17 protein-coding genes are annotated in these 18,786 nt (G+C 64.8%); 2 read left to right on the forward strand and 15 right to left on the reverse strand.

The genetic code is table 11. The features are described 5' to 3' along the window. Window positions 1-59 precede the first annotated feature (59 nt). From pnp to rbfA, 4 genes are all read right to left on the reverse strand, one after another. Window positions 60-2,216, reverse strand: a complete 2,157-nt coding sequence (gene pnp / locus ABIC09_RS26380; protein WP_148750935.1) for a polyribonucleotide nucleotidyltransferase — start codon at window positions 2,214-2,216, stop codon at window positions 60-62. A gap of 376 nt (window positions 2,217-2,592) precedes the next feature. Continuing rightward, window positions 2,593-2,862: a 30S ribosomal protein S15 gene (gene rpsO, locus ABIC09_RS26385; protein WP_148750934.1), complete on the reverse strand. Its 270-nt coding sequence runs from the start codon at window positions 2,860-2,862 to the stop codon at window positions 2,593-2,595. 2 nt (window positions 2,863-2,864) lie between these two features. After that, complete coding sequence (gene truB, locus ABIC09_RS26390) at window positions 2,865-3,977, reverse strand: tRNA pseudouridine(55) synthase TruB (protein WP_354085106.1); 1,113 nt, start codon at window positions 3,975-3,977, stop codon at window positions 2,865-2,867. Next, a complete protein-coding gene (rbfA, locus tag ABIC09_RS26395) occupies window positions 3,974-4,351 on the reverse strand; it encodes a 30S ribosome-binding factor RbfA (protein WP_246229826.1) in 378 nt (125 codons plus the stop codon). Before rbfA ends, truB begins: the two co-directional genes overlap by 4 nt. On the opposite strand from rbfA, the gene ABIC09_RS26400 reads away from it, so the two are divergent. Next, window positions 4,268-4,552, forward strand: coding sequence for a hypothetical protein (locus tag ABIC09_RS26400; protein WP_354111105.1), 285 nt, complete (start codon window positions 4,268-4,270; stop codon window positions 4,550-4,552). The two genes, rbfA and ABIC09_RS26400, sit on opposite strands and share 84 nt — an antisense overlap. A gap of 9 nt (window positions 4,553-4,561) precedes the next feature. Here the strand turns inward: ABIC09_RS26400 and infB are convergent, their stop codons facing one another. The 4 genes from infB to rimP all read right to left on the reverse strand — a co-directional run bounded on the left by infB (window position 4,562) and on the right by rimP (window position 10,386). Beyond that, complete coding sequence (gene infB, locus ABIC09_RS26405) at window positions 4,562-7,240, reverse strand: translation initiation factor IF-2 (RefSeq protein WP_148750931.1); 2,679 nt, start codon at window positions 7,238-7,240, stop codon at window positions 4,562-4,564. 70 nt (window positions 7,241-7,310) lie between these two features. After that, entirely contained in the window at window positions 7,311-7,994 is a 684-nt protein-coding gene (locus ABIC09_RS26410; protein ID WP_354031317.1) for an RNA-binding protein, read from the reverse strand. 23 nt (window positions 7,995-8,017) lie between these two features. Continuing rightward, complete coding sequence (gene nusA / locus ABIC09_RS26415; protein WP_148750929.1) at window positions 8,018-9,628, reverse strand: transcription termination factor NusA; 1,611 nt, start codon at window positions 9,626-9,628, stop codon at window positions 8,018-8,020. Window positions 9,629-9,630: 2 nt separating this feature from the next. Further along, window positions 9,631-10,386: a ribosome maturation factor RimP gene (gene rimP / locus ABIC09_RS26420; RefSeq protein WP_148750928.1), complete on the reverse strand. Its 756-nt coding sequence runs from the start codon at window positions 10,384-10,386 to the stop codon at window positions 9,631-9,633. Window positions 10,387-10,754: 368 nt separating this feature from the next. On the opposite strand from rimP, the gene ABIC09_RS26425 reads away from it, so the two are divergent. After that, a complete protein-coding gene (locus ABIC09_RS26425) occupies window positions 10,755-11,837 on the forward strand; it encodes a DUF2336 domain-containing protein (protein WP_148750927.1) in 1,083 nt (360 codons plus the stop codon). Here ABIC09_RS26425 and trmB read toward each other — a convergent pair. The 7 genes from trmB to ABIC09_RS26460 form a co-directional block, all read right to left on the reverse strand. Beyond that, a complete protein-coding gene (trmB, locus tag ABIC09_RS26430; protein WP_354111077.1) occupies window positions 11,834-12,544 on the reverse strand; it encodes a tRNA (guanosine(46)-N7)-methyltransferase TrmB in 711 nt (236 codons plus the stop codon). The two genes, ABIC09_RS26425 and trmB, sit on opposite strands and share 4 nt — an antisense overlap. After that, the gene (locus ABIC09_RS26435) at window positions 12,541-13,698 is read right to left on the reverse strand and encodes a M20 family metallopeptidase (RefSeq protein WP_354111104.1); all 1,158 of its coding nucleotides are present in this window, start codon (window positions 13,696-13,698) and stop codon (window positions 12,541-12,543) included. The genes trmB and ABIC09_RS26435 overlap by 4 nt, the downstream gene beginning before the upstream one ends. A gap of 85 nt (window positions 13,699-13,783) precedes the next feature. Continuing rightward, complete coding sequence (locus ABIC09_RS26440; protein WP_148750925.1) at window positions 13,784-14,197, reverse strand: helix-turn-helix domain-containing protein; 414 nt, start codon at window positions 14,195-14,197, stop codon at window positions 13,784-13,786. Between the two features lie 232 nt (window positions 14,198-14,429). Beyond that, on the reverse strand, window positions 14,430-16,043 hold the full coding sequence (gene lnt, locus ABIC09_RS26445; RefSeq protein ID WP_354085110.1) for an apolipoprotein N-acyltransferase: 1,614 nt from the start codon (window positions 16,041-16,043) through the stop codon (window positions 14,430-14,432). After that, entirely contained in the window at window positions 16,040-17,158 is a 1,119-nt protein-coding gene (locus ABIC09_RS26450; protein WP_354111078.1) for a hemolysin family protein, read from the reverse strand. Before ABIC09_RS26450 ends, lnt begins: the two co-directional genes overlap by 4 nt. Before the next feature lies 1 nt (window position 17,159). After that, complete coding sequence (gene ybeY / locus ABIC09_RS26455; protein WP_354111079.1) at window positions 17,160-17,669, reverse strand: rRNA maturation RNase YbeY; 510 nt, start codon at window positions 17,667-17,669, stop codon at window positions 17,160-17,162. Window positions 17,670-17,729: 60 nt separating this feature from the next. Next, window positions 17,730-18,728 carry a PhoH family protein gene (locus ABIC09_RS26460; protein ID WP_027531542.1) on the reverse strand — a complete coding sequence of 333 codons (999 nt, stop codon included), beginning with the start codon at window positions 18,726-18,728 and terminating at the stop codon, window positions 17,730-17,732. Window positions 18,729-18,786: the final 58 nt, after the last annotated feature.

Consider the following 18,786-nt stretch of genomic DNA (forward strand, 5'->3'; position numbering starts at 1 on the left):
CACAAACAAAAAGGGCGGCCTCTCGGCCGCCCTTCGTGTTTCCGATGGTGGAGCGAGACTTACTCGCCGGCCGCTTCGCGCGGGGCCTTCTCGCCGTCGCCGCCCTTGCCTTCGAGGTCTTCGCCGGTGGTCTGATCGACGACCTTCATCGAGAGGCGGGTCTTGCCGCGATCGTCGAAGCCGAGCAGCTTGACCTTGACCTTGTCGCCTTCCTTGACGACGTCGGAGGTCTTCTGCACGCGCGCCGAGGCGAGCTGGCTGATGTGGACGAGGCCGTCCTTGGAGCCGAAGAAGTTCACGAAGGCGCCGAACTCCATCACCTTGACGACAGTGCCGTCATAGATCTGGCCGACCTCCGGATCGGATGCGATCGACTTGATCCACTTGATCGCGGCCTTCATCGCCTCGCCATCGGAGGAGGCGACCTTCACGGTGCCGTCGTCCTCGATGTTGACCTTGGCGCCGGTCTTCTCGACGATCTCGCGGATCACCTTGCCGCCGGTGCCGATCACTTCGCGGATCTTGTCGGTGGCGATCTTGAAGGTCTCGATGCGCGGCGCGTATTCGCCGAGCTCTGCGCGGGCGTTGGTGAGCGCCTTGGCCATCTCGCCGAGGATGTGGATACGCCCATCCTTGGCCTGGCCGAGCGCGACCTTCATGATCTCCTCGGTGATGCCCTCGATCTTGATGTCCATCTGGAGCGAGGTGATGCCCACTTCCGTGCCGGCGACCTTGAAGTCCATGTCGCCGAGATGGTCCTCGTCACCGAGAATGTCCGAGAGAACCGCGAAGCGCTTGTCTTCGAGGATCAGGCCCATCGCGATGCCCGCGGTCGGCCGCTTCAACGGCACGCCAGCGTCCATCAGCGCGAGCGAGGCGCCGCACACCGAAGCCATCGACGAGGAGCCGTTGGACTCGGTGATCTCGGAGACCACGCGGATCGTGTACGGGAACTCGTGATGCGGCGGCAGCACCGGGTGGATCGCGCGCCAGGCAAGCTTGCCGTGGCCGATCTCGCGGCGCTTGGTGCCGCCGAGGCGGCCGGTCTCACCCACCGAGTAGGGAGGGAAGTTGTAGTGCAGCAGGAACGTCTCCTTGTACGTTCCCGACAGCGCGTCGATATACTGCTCGTCCTCGCCGGTGCCGAGCGTGGTCACGACCAGGCCCTGGGTCTCGCCGCGGGTGAACAGGGCCGAGCCATGGGCGCGGGGCAGCACGCCGACCTCGGCAATGATGTTGCGAACGGTCTTTGAGTCACGGCCGTCGATGCGCTTGCCGGTGTCGAGGATGTTCCAGCGAACGATCTTCGCCTCGAGCTCCTTGAACACGGCGCCGATGCGCAGCTTGTCGTATTTCGGCTCCTGCCCTTCAGGGAAGTAGTGGGCGATCACCTTTTCCTTGACCTTGCCGACCGCGGCGTAGCGATCCTGCTTGACCGGAATGGCGTAGGCGGCGCGCAGCTCCTGCTCGACGAGGCCGAGCATTTCCTTCTCGAGCGCGGCATTGTCGATGACGGTGACTTCGCGCGGCTCCTTGGCGGCCTTCTCGGCGAGCTCGATGATCGCGTTGATGACCGGCTGGAAGTGGCGGTGACCGAACATCACGGCGCCGAGCATGATGTCTTCGTTCAGCTCCTTGGCTTCCGATTCCACCATCAGCACGGCGTCGGCGGTGCCGGCGACGACGAGGTCGAGCTGGGTGTCGACCATCTCGTCGAGCGTCGGGTTGAGGATGAACTCGTCATTGGCGAAGCCGACGCGGGCAGCGCCGATCGGGCCCTTGAAGGGGGCGCCGGACAGGGTCAGCGCGGCCGAGGACGCCACCAGCGCGACGATGTCGGGATCGTTCTCCATATCGTGCGACAGCACGGTGACGATCACCTGGGTCTCGTTGCGCCAGCCGTCGACGAACAGCGGACGGATCGGACGGTCGATCAGGCGGGAGACCAGCGTCTCCTTCTCGGTCGGACGGCCCTCGCGCTTGAAATAGCCGCCGGGAATGCGGCCAGCTGCGTAGGTCTTTTCCTGGTAGTCGACGGTCAGCGGCAGGAAGTCGACGCCTTCACGCGGCGACTTCGCCGCGACGACGGTGGCGAGCACCACGGTCTCGCCATAGGTGGCGACGACGGCGCCGTCGGCCTGGCGTGCGATCTTGCCGGTTTCGAGCTTGAGAGGGCGTCCGCCCCAGTCGATCTCGACGGAATGCTTATTGAACATAGAGGTCTTCTTTCATGGGTTCTCGAAAGAAGGGACGGCTCGAAAAACAAAAACCATGTCAAGATTGCAGGACGCTGATCGGAGCGGGCGATCAGCGTCCTGCGATCCTGCCATGGTTTTCGGATGTCGGATGGCGTCCATCCTTTCGGGTCATACGGGCACCTTGCCCGTTGCGCCCAGCCGCCGGATTGCTGCTGGACTGTCAGTCGGCACGCTCGCGAACACCGGACCGCGGTCTTCGTTCATCATGCCCCGATGCGAAGCAGCATTGGCCCGCACCGGACGTACGCGTGAGCCTCGATCAAAAACCTTGAAATAAGCGCTTTCGCTCGAAATCACGCGCAAAAACGCGCGCCGGTGGCGCGCGCAAGAACTCTTAACGACGAATGTTGTGCTTCTCGAGCAGCGCCTTGTAACGCGCCTCGTCCCGCTTCTTGAGATAGTCGAGGAGCGAACGGCGAGTCGAGACCAGCTTCAAGAGACCGCGACGCGAATGGTTGTCCTTCACGTGGGTCTTGAAATGGTTGGTCAGGTTGGTGATGCGTTCCGACAGGATCGCGACCTGAACCTCTGGCGAGCCGGTGTCGCCGGCCTTGTTGGCATTCGTCTTGATGACTTCCGCTTTGCGTTCTGCGGCAATCGACATCGTCAATTTCTCTCGTTGCGACCGGTTGAGGCAGTCAAGCCGGTCAGGTTGAACACACGCTTGGGGATGATTTCGCCATTGCCAACTTCAGCAAGCGCCAAAAGACGGCCTGCTACCGTGACATAGACTGTGCCGCTACTAGTGGGCGCATCCCGTCCGCGCAACAAAACGGCCTGGCCCCGATGGAGCCTTGCCGCATCAGCCCGAGTGACGGCCAGTGCCGGGATGTCGTCCAGCGCGGTCTCAACGGGCATCAGCGCGTCGGCGAGGCTTCCCTCGCCGGACGCGGCTCTATCGCATAAAGCCTCAAGCTGATCCAGCGGAATCATGTCGTTTTCGCCAAACGGGCCGACCAGGGTCCGCCGCAGCGCGCAGATATGGCCGAAAGTGCCGAGAATCCGGCCCATATCGCGGGCGAGCGCGCGGACATAGGTGCCCTTGCCACACTCGGCCTCGAACACGGCCCGATCGCTATCTGGCTGATCCACAAGGGTTAAATGGTGAATCTCGACCGGGCGGGGCGCTAGTTCCACGACCTCGCCGTCGCGTGCCAGATCGTAGGCCCGCTCGCCCTGGACCTTGATCGCCGAATAGCGCGGCGGGACCTGCTCGATCACACCGGTGAAGCGGGGCAGCAGGGCTTCGATGGCCTCGCGGGTCGGGCGCTGGTCCGAGGTCGCGGTGACCTTGCCTTCGATATCGTCCGTGTCGCGCTCCTCGCCCCAGCACACGGTGAAGCGGTAGCGCTTGCGACCGTCCATGACGAAGGGAACCGTCTTGGTGGCTTCGCCGAGCGCGATCGGCAGGCCGCCGGAGGCGAGCGGGTCGAGCGTGCCGGCGTGGCCTGCGCGCTTGGCGTTGAACAGACGCTTGAGCACGGCAACGGCCTGCGTCGAGGTCATCCCGATCGGCTTGTCGAGCACGACCCAGCCGTGCACGTCGCGCCGGTCGCGGCGGGGCTGGTTGCCCTTCTGCTTGCCCGCGCGCGGATCGTTGTTGACGCGACGCGCTTCCTGATGCGGCTGAGCATCGGCAACTGCAAAATTATTTTTCTGCAGGTCGCGCGTGTCGACCTCTTCGCTGCCGATCGTGCCGTGAGCCGGGTCCATCATCATTGTTTTTCTTCCCGATCCGAGTCCGGATCCTGTTCCAGGTCCTTCTGCACCGCAGGTGTTCGCAAAAGCTTCTCGATCCGTTCCGCTTCGTCGAATCGCTCGTCGACGCGGAAGCGAAGGTCAGGTGCAAATTTCAGGTTAACGCGCCGCGCGACTTCGCCGCGCAGGAATTTCTTGTTGCGATCGAGCGCAGCGATGACGAGCTCGGTGTCGCGGCCACCAAGCGGCATCACGTAGATTGTCGCGAGCTTCAGGTCGGGCGACATCCGCACCTCCGGCACGGTGATGATGTGACCTTCGAGGTCCGCATCATGCACACCGCCTTGCGCCAGAATCTCGGCTATCGCGTGGCGAACCTGCTCGCCGACGCGCAGCTGACGCTGCGAGCCGCCGGGCGCGGAACTTTTCTTCTGATGATGGCGCGGCATCGTCGAAAATCACCTCGTCCTGCCCGCGTTTGGGACACGAGCACTGTCATTTGTCCTGTTGGAACGAATGAGGCGTGGATGGCCGGAAAAAATCCGGCCATCTCACTCCCGCAATTTCAGCTCAAAAAGATCCAGCCGCTTCGGTAAGATTTGGACTTACAGGGAGCGCTGGATCGTCTCCACGCGATAACACTCGATCACGTCACCGGCACGCATGTCGTGATAGTTTTCGAAGGCCATGCCGCATTCCTGACCGGACTGGACTTCCTTCACTTCGTCCTTGAAGCGCTTCAGCGTCGACAGCTTGCCTTCGTGCACGACGACGTTGTCGCGGATCAGGCGCACATTGGCGCCGCGTTCCACGGTGCCGTCGGTGACGCGGCAGCCGGCAACCTTGCCGACCTTGGAGATGTTGAAGATCTCCAGGATCGAAGCATTGCCCAGCATGGTCTCGCGCAAGGTCGGCGCGAGCAGGCCGCTCATCGCCTTCTTCACGTCGTCCACGAGGTCGTAGATGATGTTGTAGTAGCGGATCTCGATGCCGTTGCGCTTGGCGGCCGCAGCCGCCTCCTTGTTCGCACGAACCGAGAAGCCGATGATCGCGGCGTTGAAGCCTTCGGCGAGCGTCACGTCGGATTCCGAGATGCCGCCGACGCCTGCATGCAGGATGCGGGCGGCGACTTCGTCGGTGCCGAGCTTTTCCAGCGAGCCGAGGATCGCTTCCAGCGAGCCCTGCACGTCGGCCTTGATGATCAGCGGGAATTCCTTGCGGCCCGCCGTCTTCAACTGCGACATCATCTGCTCGAGCGAGCCGCGCATGCCGGAGATCGATGCCGCCGCGTTCTCGCGCTTCTGGTGCGCGCGGTAGCTGGTGACCTGACGGGCGCGGGCTTCGTTCTCGACCACCGCGAGACGATCACCGGCTTCCGGCGGACCGTTGAAGCCGAGCACCTCGACCGGCACCGACGGACCGGCTTCCTGCACCGTCTCGCCCTGGTCCGAGATCAGCGCGCGGACGCGACCCATCTCGGCGCCGGCGACGATGATGTCGCCGACCCGGAGCGTGCCGCGCTGGACCAGCACGGTCGCGACCGGACCACGGCCGCGGTCGAGCTTGGCCTCGATCACGGTGCCTTCGGCCGGACGCTCCGAATTGGTCTTCAGGTCGAGGATGTCGGCCTGGAGCGCGATCATCTCGAGCAGCTTGTCGAGATTGGTCTTGTTCTTGGCGGACACTTCGACGTCGACGACGTCGCCGCCGAACGATTCCACCTGCACTTCGTGCTGGAGCAGCTCGGTGCGCACGCGCTCGGGCCTGGCATCGGGCTTGTCGATCTTGTTGATGGCAACGATGATCGGCACCCGCGCCGCCTTGGCGTGGTTGATGGCTTCGACGGTCTGCGGCATGACGCCGTCATCGGCCGCGACCACCAGCACGACGATGTCGGTGACCTTGGCGCCGCGGGCGCGCATCGCGGTGAACGCGGCGTGGCCGGGCGTGTCGATGAAGGTGATCTTCTTGCCGCTCTCGGGCGACAGCACCTGATAGGCGCCGATGTGCTGGGTGATGCCGCCGGCTTCGCCGGACACCACGTTGGCATGGCGGAGCGCGTCGAGCAGCGAGGTCTTGCCGTGGTCGACGTGGCCCATCACGGTCACCACAGGCGACCGCGTCTCGGTGTCGGAGGAATCGTCGACCTGGTCGAACAGGCCTTCTTCGACGTCGGACGCGGCGACGCGCTTGACGGTATGGCCGAGCTCTTCGGCGATCAGCTGCGCGGTGTCGGCGTCGATCACGTCGGTGATCTTGTGCATCGCGCCCTGCTTCATCAGCATGCGGATGACATCGACCGCGCGCTCGGCCATGCGGTTGGCGAGTTCCTGGATGGTGATCGCTTCGGGAATGATCACCTCGCGGATCAGCTTCTCCTTCGGCTCATTCGAGACGTGGCCCTTCAGGCGCTGGGTGCGGCGGCGGAACGAGGCGATCGAGCGCTCGCGCACCTCGTCGGCGTTGAGCGCCGTGACGACGGTCAGGCGGCCGCGCTCCTTCTGCGGGCCAGGTTTATGGGTCGGCTTGGGCGCCACCACAGGACGCGCGGCGCCGCCGGGACCGCGACGGATCTGGCGCGGACCGTCATCTTCGTCCGGTCCGGCCGCAACACCGGGCGCACGAGCTGCCGGGATGCCCGGTCGCGTCGTGGTCGTTGCCGGGCGAGTGGTCGCCGTCGCTCCCGGTCGCGTCGTGGTCGGCGCGGAGCGCGGAGCGCTGGTCGCCGGGGTGGCCGCTGCGGGACGCGCGGCAGCCGGCTGCTCGCCTTCGCCAAAGCGCTTCTTGGCTTCGGTCTCGGCCTTGCGCTTGGCCTCGTCCTCGTGACGGTGGCGCTCTTCCTCGGCCTTGCGGCGGGATTCGGCGGCGTCGCGCTCGGCGCGCTCGGCGGCCTCGCGAACCGTGCGGCGCTGGGCCTCTTCCTCGGCCTGCCGGCGCTCTTCGACTTCGCGAACCTTGGCGTCAGCGAGCGCGCTGGCACGGGCGGAGCGTTCGTCCTCGGTCAGCGTACGCAGCACCACGCCGGAGCCGGCGTTGCGCGGCGGCGCCGGGCGTGAAGGGGCGGGCGCAGGCGCGGCGGGCGCCGGCTTCGCGACAACCGTCGGGGCCTGCGGCTCAGGGCTGCCGTCGATGCGGCGCTTGCCGCGCTTCTCGACCACGACCTGCTTGCTGCGGCCATGGCTGAAGCTCTGGCGGACAGTGCCCGTTTCGACGCGCGGCTTGAGCGATAGCGTCTTGCTCGGAACGCTCAGCTTCTTGTCGTCTGGGGTCTTGGTATCAACCATTCAGCAGTCCTAATCCTGATTTATCAGTGTTGTGCGTTGCCGCACCGTCTTATCGGGTTCGTCGTTATCTTCAGAAATCCTGGCCGGGCTTTTCGGCAATCTTGTCAGCGTCCGCCATCCGGTATCGGACCAGCATCTGGCTACGTGACAGGAATGACTTGCTCGCCGGGCCCGCGAGCAGGGCAGCATGTATCACATTTGACCGGGTAAGTGCCAAATCCAATTCTACCGATTTCAGGGCCGTGACGACCGGAATCTGAGGCTTGGCACCGCGGTTTCCGGCATTTTGACGTGCCAGCATGTCCAATTTGCGGATTCCGTCCGCGGCCCCGTCGCTGGCGTGGATCAGGACCTCGACAGTGCCTTCCCGCAGGGCGCTTTCGACCTTGCCGAAACCTGCAACAATCTGGCCCGCCTTGGCGGCAATCCCAAGGGCTTCGGTCACGCTTCGAACCAGGAGCGCATCGATGTCGTCGGGAAGCGTCTGGGGAATGCGCAGGTCGCGCTTGAAGGCTCTGGTAAATTGGTGACGACGGACGGCTTCCGCAACCACCTGTCGCGATGCCGTGACCCACATGCCCCGTCCGGGCAATTTGCGCTTGAGATCGGGAACTATGTCGCCTTGCGGCGATATGACGAAGCGGATCAGCTCGTCGATCGGCCGGACCTCGCGGCTGACAGCGCACATGCGCATGGTCGCGGACCTTTCGGTCCGCGGTCCATGGTCGAGTTCGTTGTCAGTGCTGGCAAGCATCCGGGCGACATCCTCCTTCGCCTTTAAGCCGGCTGGTCTTCGGTCGCCTCAGCCTCTTCGGCCGGCTTGGCGAGGTCAGCCTCGGTGATCCAGCCGGCCTGAACGCGGGCCTGCATGATCATAGCTTCCGCATCGTCGCGGGAGACGCCGAGGCCGTCGAGCGCGCCGGCGAACTTGGTCTGCTCGCCGCCTTCCTTGCGCTCGGTCCAGCCGACCAGATCGTCAGTGGCGCAGCCGGCGAGGTCATCGACCGACTTGATGTCGTTCTCGCCGAACTTCACCAGCATCTTCGAGGTGACGCCGGGCACGTCCTTCACGGCGTCCTCGACGCCGAGTTCCTTGCGGCGGGCCTCGATCTCGGCTTCCTGCTGATCGAGATATTCGCGGGCGCGGTTCTGGAGCTCCTGCGCGGTCTCTTCGTCGAAACCCTCGATCCCGGCAAGTTCCTTGAGGTCCACCATCGCGAGCTCCTCGACCGAGGTGAAGCCTTCGGACGCGAGCAGCTGGCCGACCACCTCGTCGACATTGAGCGATTCCATGAAGACGCGGGTGGAGTTCTCGAAGTCGGCCTGGCGGCGCTCCGATTCCTCCTGCTCGGTCAGGATGTCGATGTCCCAGCCGGTGAGCTGCGAGGCAAGGCGGACGTTCTGGCCGCGGCGGCCGATGGCGAGCGAAAGCTGGTTGTTGGTGTCGGGCACCACGACCTCGATGCGCTCGCGGTCCTCGTCGATGACGACCTTGGAGACTTCAGCCGGCGCCAGCGCGTTGACCACGAAGGTCGCGATGTCGGGCGACCATGGAATGATGTCGATCTTCTCGCCCTGCAATTCGTTCACGACGGCCTGCACGCGCGAGCCGCGCATACCGACGCAGGCGCCGACCGGATCGACCGAGGAATCGCGGGAAATCACGCCGATTTTCGCGCGCGAGCCCGGATCGCGGGCGACCGCCTTGATCTCGACGATGCCGTCATAGATCTCAGGCACTTCCTGCGCGAACAGTTTTGCCATGAACTGCGGATGGGTGCGGGACAGGAAGATCTGCGGACCGCGGGTCTCGCGGCGGACGTCGAAGATATAGGCGCGGACGCGGTCGCCGTTGCGGAACACTTCGCGCGGCAGCATCTCGTCGCGGCGGATGATGGCTTCGCCGCGGCCGAGATCGACGATCACGCTGCCATATTCGACGCGCTTGACGACGCCGTTGACGATGTCGCCGATGCGGTCCTTGAATTCCTGGTATTGCCGGTCGCGCTCGGCCTCGCGCACCTTCTGCACGATCACCTGCTTGGCCGACTGCGCGGCGATGCGGCCGTATTCGAGCGGCGGCAGGGTGTCGGCGATGGTGTCGCCGACCTGGGCGCCGGGGTTGGCGCGCTGCGCGTCGACCAGCGAGATCTGGTTGGAGTGGTTTTCGACCGTGTCGACCACCAGCATATGGCGCGACAGCCGCAGCTCGCCCTTCTTCGGGTCGATCTCGGCGTGAACGTCAGTCTCGCTGCCGTAACGGGCTCGCGCCGCCTTTGCGATGGCATCCTCCATCGCCGCGATGACGATGCCGCGATCGATCGATTTCTCGCGGGCGACGGCGTCGGCGATCTGGAGCAATTCAAGTCGATTGGCGCTGACTGCCATGGCTAGTCTCCTTCGTCAGGCTCGATCTCGCCGCGCCGCGCGCGTTCGGCGGCAAGGCGATGTTTCTTCGTATTGGTCGGGGCCGGCTTCTTTTTCGGCTTGGTGTTCTTGGTGGTCTTCGCACTGATCTCTGCGTGCGGTGCCTGCGGCGGCGCGATGCCGAGATCGCGGCGCATCTTGCGCTCCTCGGCCTTGCCGCGGCGCATGGATTCCGCGATCAGCTCATCGGTCAGCACCAGCCGCGCCTCGCCGATATCCTCCATGGTCAGGAGCACGTCGACATCGTCGTTCGGCTTGGCGTCGTCGCGACGCAGGTGCACGCGGTCGCCTTCGACGGCACCGAGCGTGCCACGGAACCGCTTGCGTCCCTCATGGGCGACCGCCATCTCGATCTTCACCAGATAGCCGGAATAGCGCTCGAAATCGGAGCGGCGCACCAGCGGACGGTCGATCCCTGGTGAGGAGATTTCCAGCCGATAGGCGCGATCGATGGGGTCGGCGACGTCAAGCACGGGCGACAATGCCCGCGAGATCGCTTCGCAATCCTCGAGCTGCATCGAGCCGTCCGGCCGCTCGGCCATGATCTGCACGGTGCAGCCGGCTTCGCCGGAAATGCGGATCCGTACCAGGCGGTAACCCATGCCTTCGAGCACCGGCGCTGCGACCGCAGACACCCGCGCCGCCGCGCCCGGCTCGACCACGAGCCTCGGCTCGGCCAGCAACTCGGCCTCGTTGGAACCAGTGTTCGGTTCGGTCATATCAGGGGTCAAGGCGCTCGATAGTCTCGATGGTTAAGGCTTGGTTAAAACGTCAAAGCCCGCTTCGGAACTTTCCCGACACTCCGTCGGGCCGGCATCTTCCGCCAAGCCGCGTTCAGGTAATAAAAAAGAGCGGGTCCTTTCGGGCCCACTCTCACTACGCGGATCGTATGAGAAGATGAATTGGCGCTGATATAGCCCTTTCCGCCTGCCCGGACAAGGCCCATCGCAGCGGGATGCGGGCTTTTTGCGCCCCGGCAGGCCCCCGCGGGCAACGCTTCCTTCATGAAGCGGGCCTAAATTTCCCGGTTGTGGGGCGGCTTGAGCCTATGGCGCGCCCACGGCGTGCCAGATTCGAGTTGCGTTCCATGACCGTTGCCACGTCGCTCATTCCCGGACTGGACGATATCGTCAAACGCGGTGATCCCCGGCGTCGTGGCGAGATCGCGAGCGCCATCGCCGCACTGTTCTTTCAGGACGCGTCAAAACTCCGTCCCGAGCTCGTCGATCTCTTCGACAATCTCCTGATCGATCTCGTCCCGCACGCCGAGCTTGCCTCGCGCGTCGATCTCGCCGAGCGCTTCTCGCTGCTTGATAATGCGCCGCCTCATCTGGTCGGCCAGCTCGCGCGTGAAAACGAAATCCTGGTGGCGGGCCCGGTACTGCGCCGTTCGCCTGTGCTCGATGAAGCCGCGCTCGTCGAGATCGCGCGACTGAAGGGCCAGGGCCATCTGCTGGCGATGACGGAACGGCCGACCCTGTCGCCTGAGATCACCGACGTGCTGGTCGAGCGCGGTGATCGCGACGTCGTGCGTCGTGCCGCCGGTAACGCCGGTGCGATCTTTTCGTCGGGTGGCTATTCGGAGCTGATCAAGCGCGCGCGCCAGGATGGCGTGCTGACGCTGAAGATCGGCCAGCGCGAAGATCTCTCCGGCGAGCACCTCAAAGAGCTCCTGGACGGCACGCTCGATGTCATTCGCCGTCGCCTCTCCAGCGTGGTCAATCCGACGCGCCAGGTCGAGATCAAGCGCGCCATGGCTTCGATCGAGGAAGCCGCGCTGCCGCCCGGCCCGCGGCGCGATTTCTCCGCTGCGCAACGCACGGTGCTTGGCCTGCATCGCGGCGGCCATCTCGGCGAAAGCGCGCTGCTTGGCTTTGCCAAGGCGAACAAATACGAGGAATCGGTCGCCACACTCTCGGCGATGGCCGGCGTCAGGCTTTCGATGCTCGATCGCCTGATTGCGGGCGATCGCTACGATCCGATCCTGATCCTCGGCCGTGTCCTGAATCTCGGCTGGCCCACGGTGCGCGCGCTGGTCCTGATGTGGTACGGGCCGCATCGCATGCCGGCCGATGCCGATCTGGAGCAGGCGCGGATAAATTTCACGCGTCTGATGCCGGCGACCGCCGAGCGCGTCGTGAATTTCTGGCGCAACCGGCGAACGATCTAGCTTCTGCGAAATCGCAAATACGCCGCCTTGCGCCCTTCGCGCGCGGCTTTTCGTCCATAGCGCGTCATGGTGTAGCCGGCCCAGGGCTGACGAAAATCATCGGCGCGTTCCGCAAGCCACTGAAAATCCGGCGCGCGCGCAAGATGCGACAGCGTCCAGGCGCAGTAGTCGTCGATATCGCAGACGAAACGGAATTCACCGCCTACCTTCAGCACGCGCGCCATCGCGACGATCGTCCGGTCCTGAACGAAGCGCCGCTTCCAGTGTCGCCGCTTCGGCCAGGGATCGGGGTGGATCAGATCGATCCGCGACAGCGACGCGTCCGGCAGCCAGGCCAGCAGTTCGGCGGCATCGCCGGCAAACAGGCGGATGTTGGCGATGTTGGCGGTCTCGATCTGCGCGAGGATCTTTGCCATGCCGTTGACATAGGGCTCGCAGCCGATGAAGCCCGTCGTCGTGAAGTTCTGCGCTTCCGCGGCGAGATGCTCGCCGCCGCCGAAGCCGATCTCGAGCCGTACGTCTTTGGTTGCGGGACCGAATATCTCGGCGGCGTTCGCCGGCCTCTGCGTCGTGATGTCGAGCGAAAGATGCGGCAGCAGATGATCGACCAGCTCGGCCTGGTGCTGCCTGAGCTTGTGGCCCTTGCGCCGCCCGAAGAAGGCGCGCTCGCCGTCCGCACGATCGGGATCTGATTTGCGCTCGCTCATCGCAGTGTCTGGTACAGGCGATGGAGCAGCCGCGCGCGCGGTTCGAGCGAGGAGACGTAGAGCTGCTCATAATGGGTGTGTGCGCCCTTGCCGTCGACGCCGAGCCCGTCAAGCGTGCCGGTATGCGGCGCAGTGAAATTGCCGTCGGAGCCGCCGCCGGTGTGGGTGTCGATCAGCTCGAAGCCGATCTCTGCGGCCAGCGTCTTGGCGTGCTCGTATAGCGACGCGCCCGCGTTGCCCTTCTCGTAAGGAGGACGGTTGAGCTCGCCGGTGACGGTGACGGTCACGCCGTCGGTCCTCGATGTCAGTCCGAGGATCCTGCCGACGAATTCCTCCGCATCGTTGATACCAGGCACGCGCAAATCGACTTCGGCATAGGCCTCTTCCGGCGTGACGTTCGGCCGCGTGCCGCCGCGCACCACGCCGACGTTGACGGTGACACCGCGCTTCAGATCGTTCATCCCTTCCAGCGTCTGGATGACGTTGGCGAGCTCGCGCACCGCGCTGCGGCCGTCTTCGGGCCGCGAGCCGGCATGTGCGGGCACGCCCTTGATGTAAATCTTGAAGCGCCCGACGCCCTTGCGTCCGGTGACGATCTTGCCGCCGTCGCGCGCCGGCTCCGTCACCAGCACGTATCTGGCCTTGCGCCCTTCCGCCTCGATGAGCCCGCGCGAGGTCGGGCTGCCGATCTCCTCGTCGGAGGTGAACAGGTGGGTGATGCCGAGCGGCGGACGATCGGGCGCAACGCAAAGCTCGCGAAAGGCATGATAGGCGATGTAGGCACCGCCCTTCATGTCGTAGATGCCGGGACCGAACGCGCTGTCGCCCTCGACCTTGAAAGGCAGACGTTCGATGAAGCCCATGGGATGAACGGTATCGAGATGGCTGAGCACCAGGATACCGGGCCGGTCCTGGCCCCAGGTCGAACGCACCACGAGATGATCGCCGTAGCCATCGACGCCGGCGACGCGTTCGAGCGTGACAGGCAGGTCGCGATAGTGGTCGGCAACCATCGAGGTCAGCTTGTTGATCTGCTCGGGCACTTCCGTCGGCGTCTCGATCTCCACCCAGCGGCGGATACCAGCGAGAATAGTTTGGGAATCGAACGAATTGGAGCTCGCCATGAAAATATCTGTACCTTCGAATCGCATCATCTCGGCGGAGGCGATGCAAAGCGCAACCGCAAATGACGACATAGGCCAGATTTGGCGCAGTCTCAAACTGGAATGAGTTGGCGCGTCAGCGCTTGTCCGGGCCTTCGCGGGCGGCGATCTGCTCGACGAGATCGACGATCGAACGGCGCAGCTTCGAATCGGTGATTCGGGTGAACGCCTTGGTCAGCGCGAGCCCTTCCGAGGTCGCGAGGAAGTCGGAGACATAAGAGGGCGATGCACCTTCCGCGAAGCCATCGGGGCCGGCGACGCCGCTCGGTCCGCCCTCGAAAAGGAACGACACCGGCACCTGCAGAATCTCGGCGATCTGCTGGATTCGGCTTGCGCCGACCCTGTTCGTGCCCTTCTCGTACTTCTGAACCTGCTGGAAAGTCAGCCCCAAAGCTTCACCGAGCTTTTCCTGACTCATGCCCAACATGATGCGGCGCATACGCACGCGACTGCCGACATATTTGTCAACAGGGTTGGGCGCTTTCGACATTTCCTCAGCCCTCCAAACACCACCGTCGGCGCAATAGAAGTATTGCCTCAGGTGACAGCGACGTCAAAATTTCACCCTGATTGGGGAAACATTGCGGAGAAATTTAGCAATGCACCGCTGTCTTATGCAGCGGGTGCAGAATGGGGAGCCCGCCTGCAGTCTGTCAACCGTGGGACTACGGTTGTCAAAGGTTTCCGGCCACGTCGACCGAAAACCGCTGGCGACGGTGTGATCACGGGTGCCGTTTGGCAACACGTCGCCGTACCGCCAGAATTACAGCCAGCGCGACGAGCATGGCTGCGGGGATGTCGCCGACTCTCGCATAGATAGTGGGCGGGATTGCGATGGGCAGACTTGCATCCAAAATGCCTTCGATGCCGAGACCGAGGCTGGCCACTGTGCGGCCCATCGGATCGATCACTGCCGACACGCCGGTATTTGCGGAGCGGACCAGCGGCAGTCCGAGCTCGATGGCGCGCATCCGCGCCTGCTCCAGATGCTGGTACGGACCGGTCGAGATGCCGAACCAGCCGTCATTGGTGAGGTTCACCATCCAGCCCGGGCGCTCATCGCGCGTCCCGACTTCGCCGGGGAAGATCGCCTCGTAGCAGATCAGTGGCAGCGCGGGCGGTGCGCCCGGCACCGGCAGCACGTGCCGCACCGTGCCGGGAATGAAGCCGCCGCGCATCCGCGTCAGTTGCTCGAAGCCGATCTTCTCCATCAAACCCTGGTAGGGAAGAAATTCGCCGAACGGAACGAGGTGCAGCTTGTCGTAGACCGCCAGCACGCTGCCGTCGTGGTCGATCACGTAGATCGAATTGTAGGCCCGCGTGATCGGCGAGCCCGGCGGCAGATCGGGAGCGCGGACCGATCCGGTGATCAGCACCGTGCCCTTGGGCAGCAGTTCGGCGATTTGCGCCATCGCGTCGGCTTCGCGGGTCAGGAAGAACGGAAAGGCGGATTCCGGCCAGATCAAGATCGTGGCGGCGCTCACTCCGGTTGATTGCGGTCCGGAGGCGCGGTCCGACAGCGCGAGATATTTCTTCATCACCTCCGCCTTGGCGGAGTAGTTGAATTTTTGGTCCTGCTGGAGGTTTGGCTGCATCAGGCGCAGCCTGGCACCCGCAACCATCGTGGTCGGATGCAGCGACATGCGGATGGCGCCGAAGATGCCCATGACGACCAGCAGCGCAACGGCCCCGGCCGGCACGCGCCAGGCCAGGCTGCGGTCGCGCGTGCGGTCGATCAGCACCGCTGGGCTTGCGAAGATCGCAACCGTGAGGAACGTCATGCCCCACTGGCCGATCAGCGAGGCCGTCTGCGCCAGCGCCAACGGCTCCGACAGCGCATAGCCGAATGCGTTCCAGGGAAAGCCGGTTAGCACGTGCCCGCGCAACCATTCGCCGACCGTGAGGCTCGCGGCGAGCGCGAGAATCCGGGTGGCATCCTTGGTCCAGAGCAGGCGGGCCAGCGCGAAACCGATCGCCGCGAAAATGGAGAGATAGGCCGGCAAGCCCAGCACGGCGAACGGCGTCAGCCAGGCGAACACATCGGCATCGACGAAGAAGGCGTAGCCGATCCAGTAGAGACCGGGCACGAAATAGCCGAGCCCGAACCAGTAGCCGGTCAGCGCTGCGGCGGGGACGCCGCCATACCGTCCGGCCCCGGCGCCATCGATCAGCCAGACCATCACGGGGAAGGTGACGAACAGCACCGGCCAGGCATTGAACGGGGCCAGCGCCAGCACCGACAGCGCACCGCACGCCATCGCAAGCAGCGCGCGCTTCCACCCCCAGGTCAGGATGATGGCAAGCGCAATTTGCCGAAGTCGCTGGAATGCGCTCACTGCGGGCCGGTCCCGTCGCCAGGCGGCGGGGTCGGCGTGTCGCCCGACTGCGGCTGACCGTTCTCCGGCGCGGCCTCGCGGCGGCGGGTCTCGCGCTGGGTGCGCGGCGCGGGGCGTTCCTTCCGCGTCGAGATGCGCAGCCGCTTGACGCGGCGCGGATCGGCATCGAGCACCTCGACCTCGTAATTGCCGGGGCCCGAGATCACCTCGCCGCGCACCGGCAGGCGCCCGACGAAGCTGACGAGATAGCCGCCCAGCGTCTCCACCTCCTCGCCGGCCTCGCCGGTGACGAAGTCCTCGCCGATCACGGTGCGCACGTCGTCGAGGCTGGCGCGGGCATCGGCGATGAAAGCGTTGTCGGGCAGCCGTACGATCGACGGCGGCTCGTCGCTGTCGTGCTCGTCGTCGATTTCGCCGACGATCTGCTCGACGATGTCCTCGAGCGAAACCAGCCCGTCACTGCCGCCATATTCGTCGACGACCAGCGCCAGGTGAATGCGCGTCGCCTGCATCTGCGCGAGCAGGTCGATTGCCCGCATCGACGGCGGCACATAGAGCAGCTTGCGGATGATGCGCGCGTCGTGCAGCGGCAGCGCGAGGTCGACGGCGCGCAAATCGAGCCCGGCCGGCAGCGGCTTCTTGCGCTTGGTCTTGGTGGCCTCCGGCACGCGCGCACGCGCGGTCATGAAAGCGAGCAAATCGCGGATGTGGACGATGCCGACGGGATCGTCGAGCGTCTCGTTGTAGACCACGAGGCGTGAATGGCCCGCGCTCTCGAAGCGGTCCATCAATTCGCCGAGCGGGATGTCGCGCTTCACCGCGATGATGTCGGCGCGATGCACCATGACGTCGGCGATGCGGCGCTCGTGCAGGCCGAGGATGTTGCGCAGCATGGTGCGCTCGACCGCGGAGAAGCCGGTGTCGTCGGGCGTCGTCGCATCGAGCACGACCTGGAGATCGTCGCGCACCGAGCCGGCCTTCCAGCCGAACAGCGTGCGGATGGCACGCAGCAGCCAGCCGTCTGCCGTCGGGCGCATGACCTCGCCGGGCGCGACCACGGCCGGCAGGTTGGCCGTGTTGCGCGGATTGTCGTGAATAGGCTCTGAATCCGGCATCTCAGCGCGTCCCTGCGCGGTCTGCATAGGGATCGGGGATGCCGAGGTGAGCCAGAATCTCGGTTTCGAGCGCTTCCATTTCTTCCGCGTCGCCGTCGTTCTCGTGATCGTAGCCGATCAAGTGCAGGAAACCATGCACGGCGAGATGACTCAAATGATGATCGAATGGCTTATGTTCCTCGTCCGCCTCGCGCCGCATGGTCTCATAGGCGATCGCGATGTCGCCGAGCATGCGCGGCGCATCGCCCGGCTTCCATTCGCCTTCCGGCTGGAGCGCAGGGAACGACAGCACGTTGGTCGGCTTATCGATGCCGCGCCAGTTGCCGTTGAGCGTGCGGATGCCGGCATCATCGGTCAGCATCACGGCCACTTCTGCGTCGGCGACATCTTCGTCGACGGATGCGGCGGCAGCCGCGACGGCGCGCTGGATCACGGTTTCGGCGTCAGGCTCGCCCTGCCAGCAATCGGCGACGACGAGGACCTCGGTCATGGGAAGGTTGGGATGTGACATGGGTTTGTTCGGAACGATAAGGCGCTGGATCTGCGCCCGTGTGGTCCCGCTGTTGTCTCGTCAGGATTTGTTGCCGGCGGGCGGCCGCTGCGGCAACCCTTCGTAGGCGGAGACGATTCGTGCCACGAGCTCGTGGCGGATCACGTCCTCGGCTTTGAAATGAACTTGCGCAATGCCTTCGACGCCACTCAGCAGACGGGTTGCCTCGGCGAGCCCCGAGGTCTGGCCGTTCGGCAAATCGATCTGCGAGGGATCGCCGGTCACGATCATGCGGCTGTTCTCGCCGAGACGGGTCAGAAACATCTTCATCTGCATCGACGTCGTGTTCTGGGCTTCGTCCAGGATGATCGCGGCGTTGGTCAGCGTGCGGCCGCGCATGAAGGCGAGCGGCGCGATCTCGATCTCGCCGGTCTGCAGCGCGCGCTCGACGATGCGTGCGTCCATGAGGTCGTAGAGCGCGTCGTAGATCGGGCGCAAATACGGATCGACCTTCTCGCGGAGATCGCCGGGCAGGAAGCCGAGCCGCTCGCCGGCTTCGACCGCCGGACGTGACAGGATGATCTTGTCGACCTCCTTGCGCTCGAACAATTGCGCGGCATGCGCGACCGCGAGCCAGGTCTTGCCGGTGCCGGCGGGGCCGATGCCGAACACAAGCTCATGGCGCTTCAGCGCGCGGATGTAGGAGTCCTGCGCGGCCGTTCGCGCGCGCACCGGGCGCTTGCGCAAGTTGATGCTGTCGAAGGCCGACTTTGCCGACTTGGCGTCGAACTCGAACAGGGAGCCCTGGGCGATCACGGCGCGGATCGCGCCTTCGACCTCACCCTGGTCGACATCCTGCCCCTTCACGGCGTGCGCGTAGAGCGTCTCCAGCACCCGGCGTGCCGCGTCGCAGCCGTCGCGGGTGCCGCCGATCGTGATGTGATTGCCCTTGGAGTCCACCACGACGCCGAGCCTCCGCTCGATCTGCGCCAGGTTCTGGCCATAGGGGCCGACCAGCGCGGATGCGGCGCGGTTGTCGTCGAAGTCGATGACGACCTGGGTCTCGGGCGGAACTTGCATGTCGCGGTCAAATTTGCGGCTGGGAGCGATAGCAGACGAATCCGATGCGCTTTTTGGC

It is taken from the genome of Bradyrhizobium sp. S3.12.5 (genome assembly GCF_040548225.1).
Taxonomy (GTDB): domain Bacteria; phylum Pseudomonadota; class Alphaproteobacteria; order Rhizobiales; family Xanthobacteraceae; genus Bradyrhizobium; species Bradyrhizobium cytisi.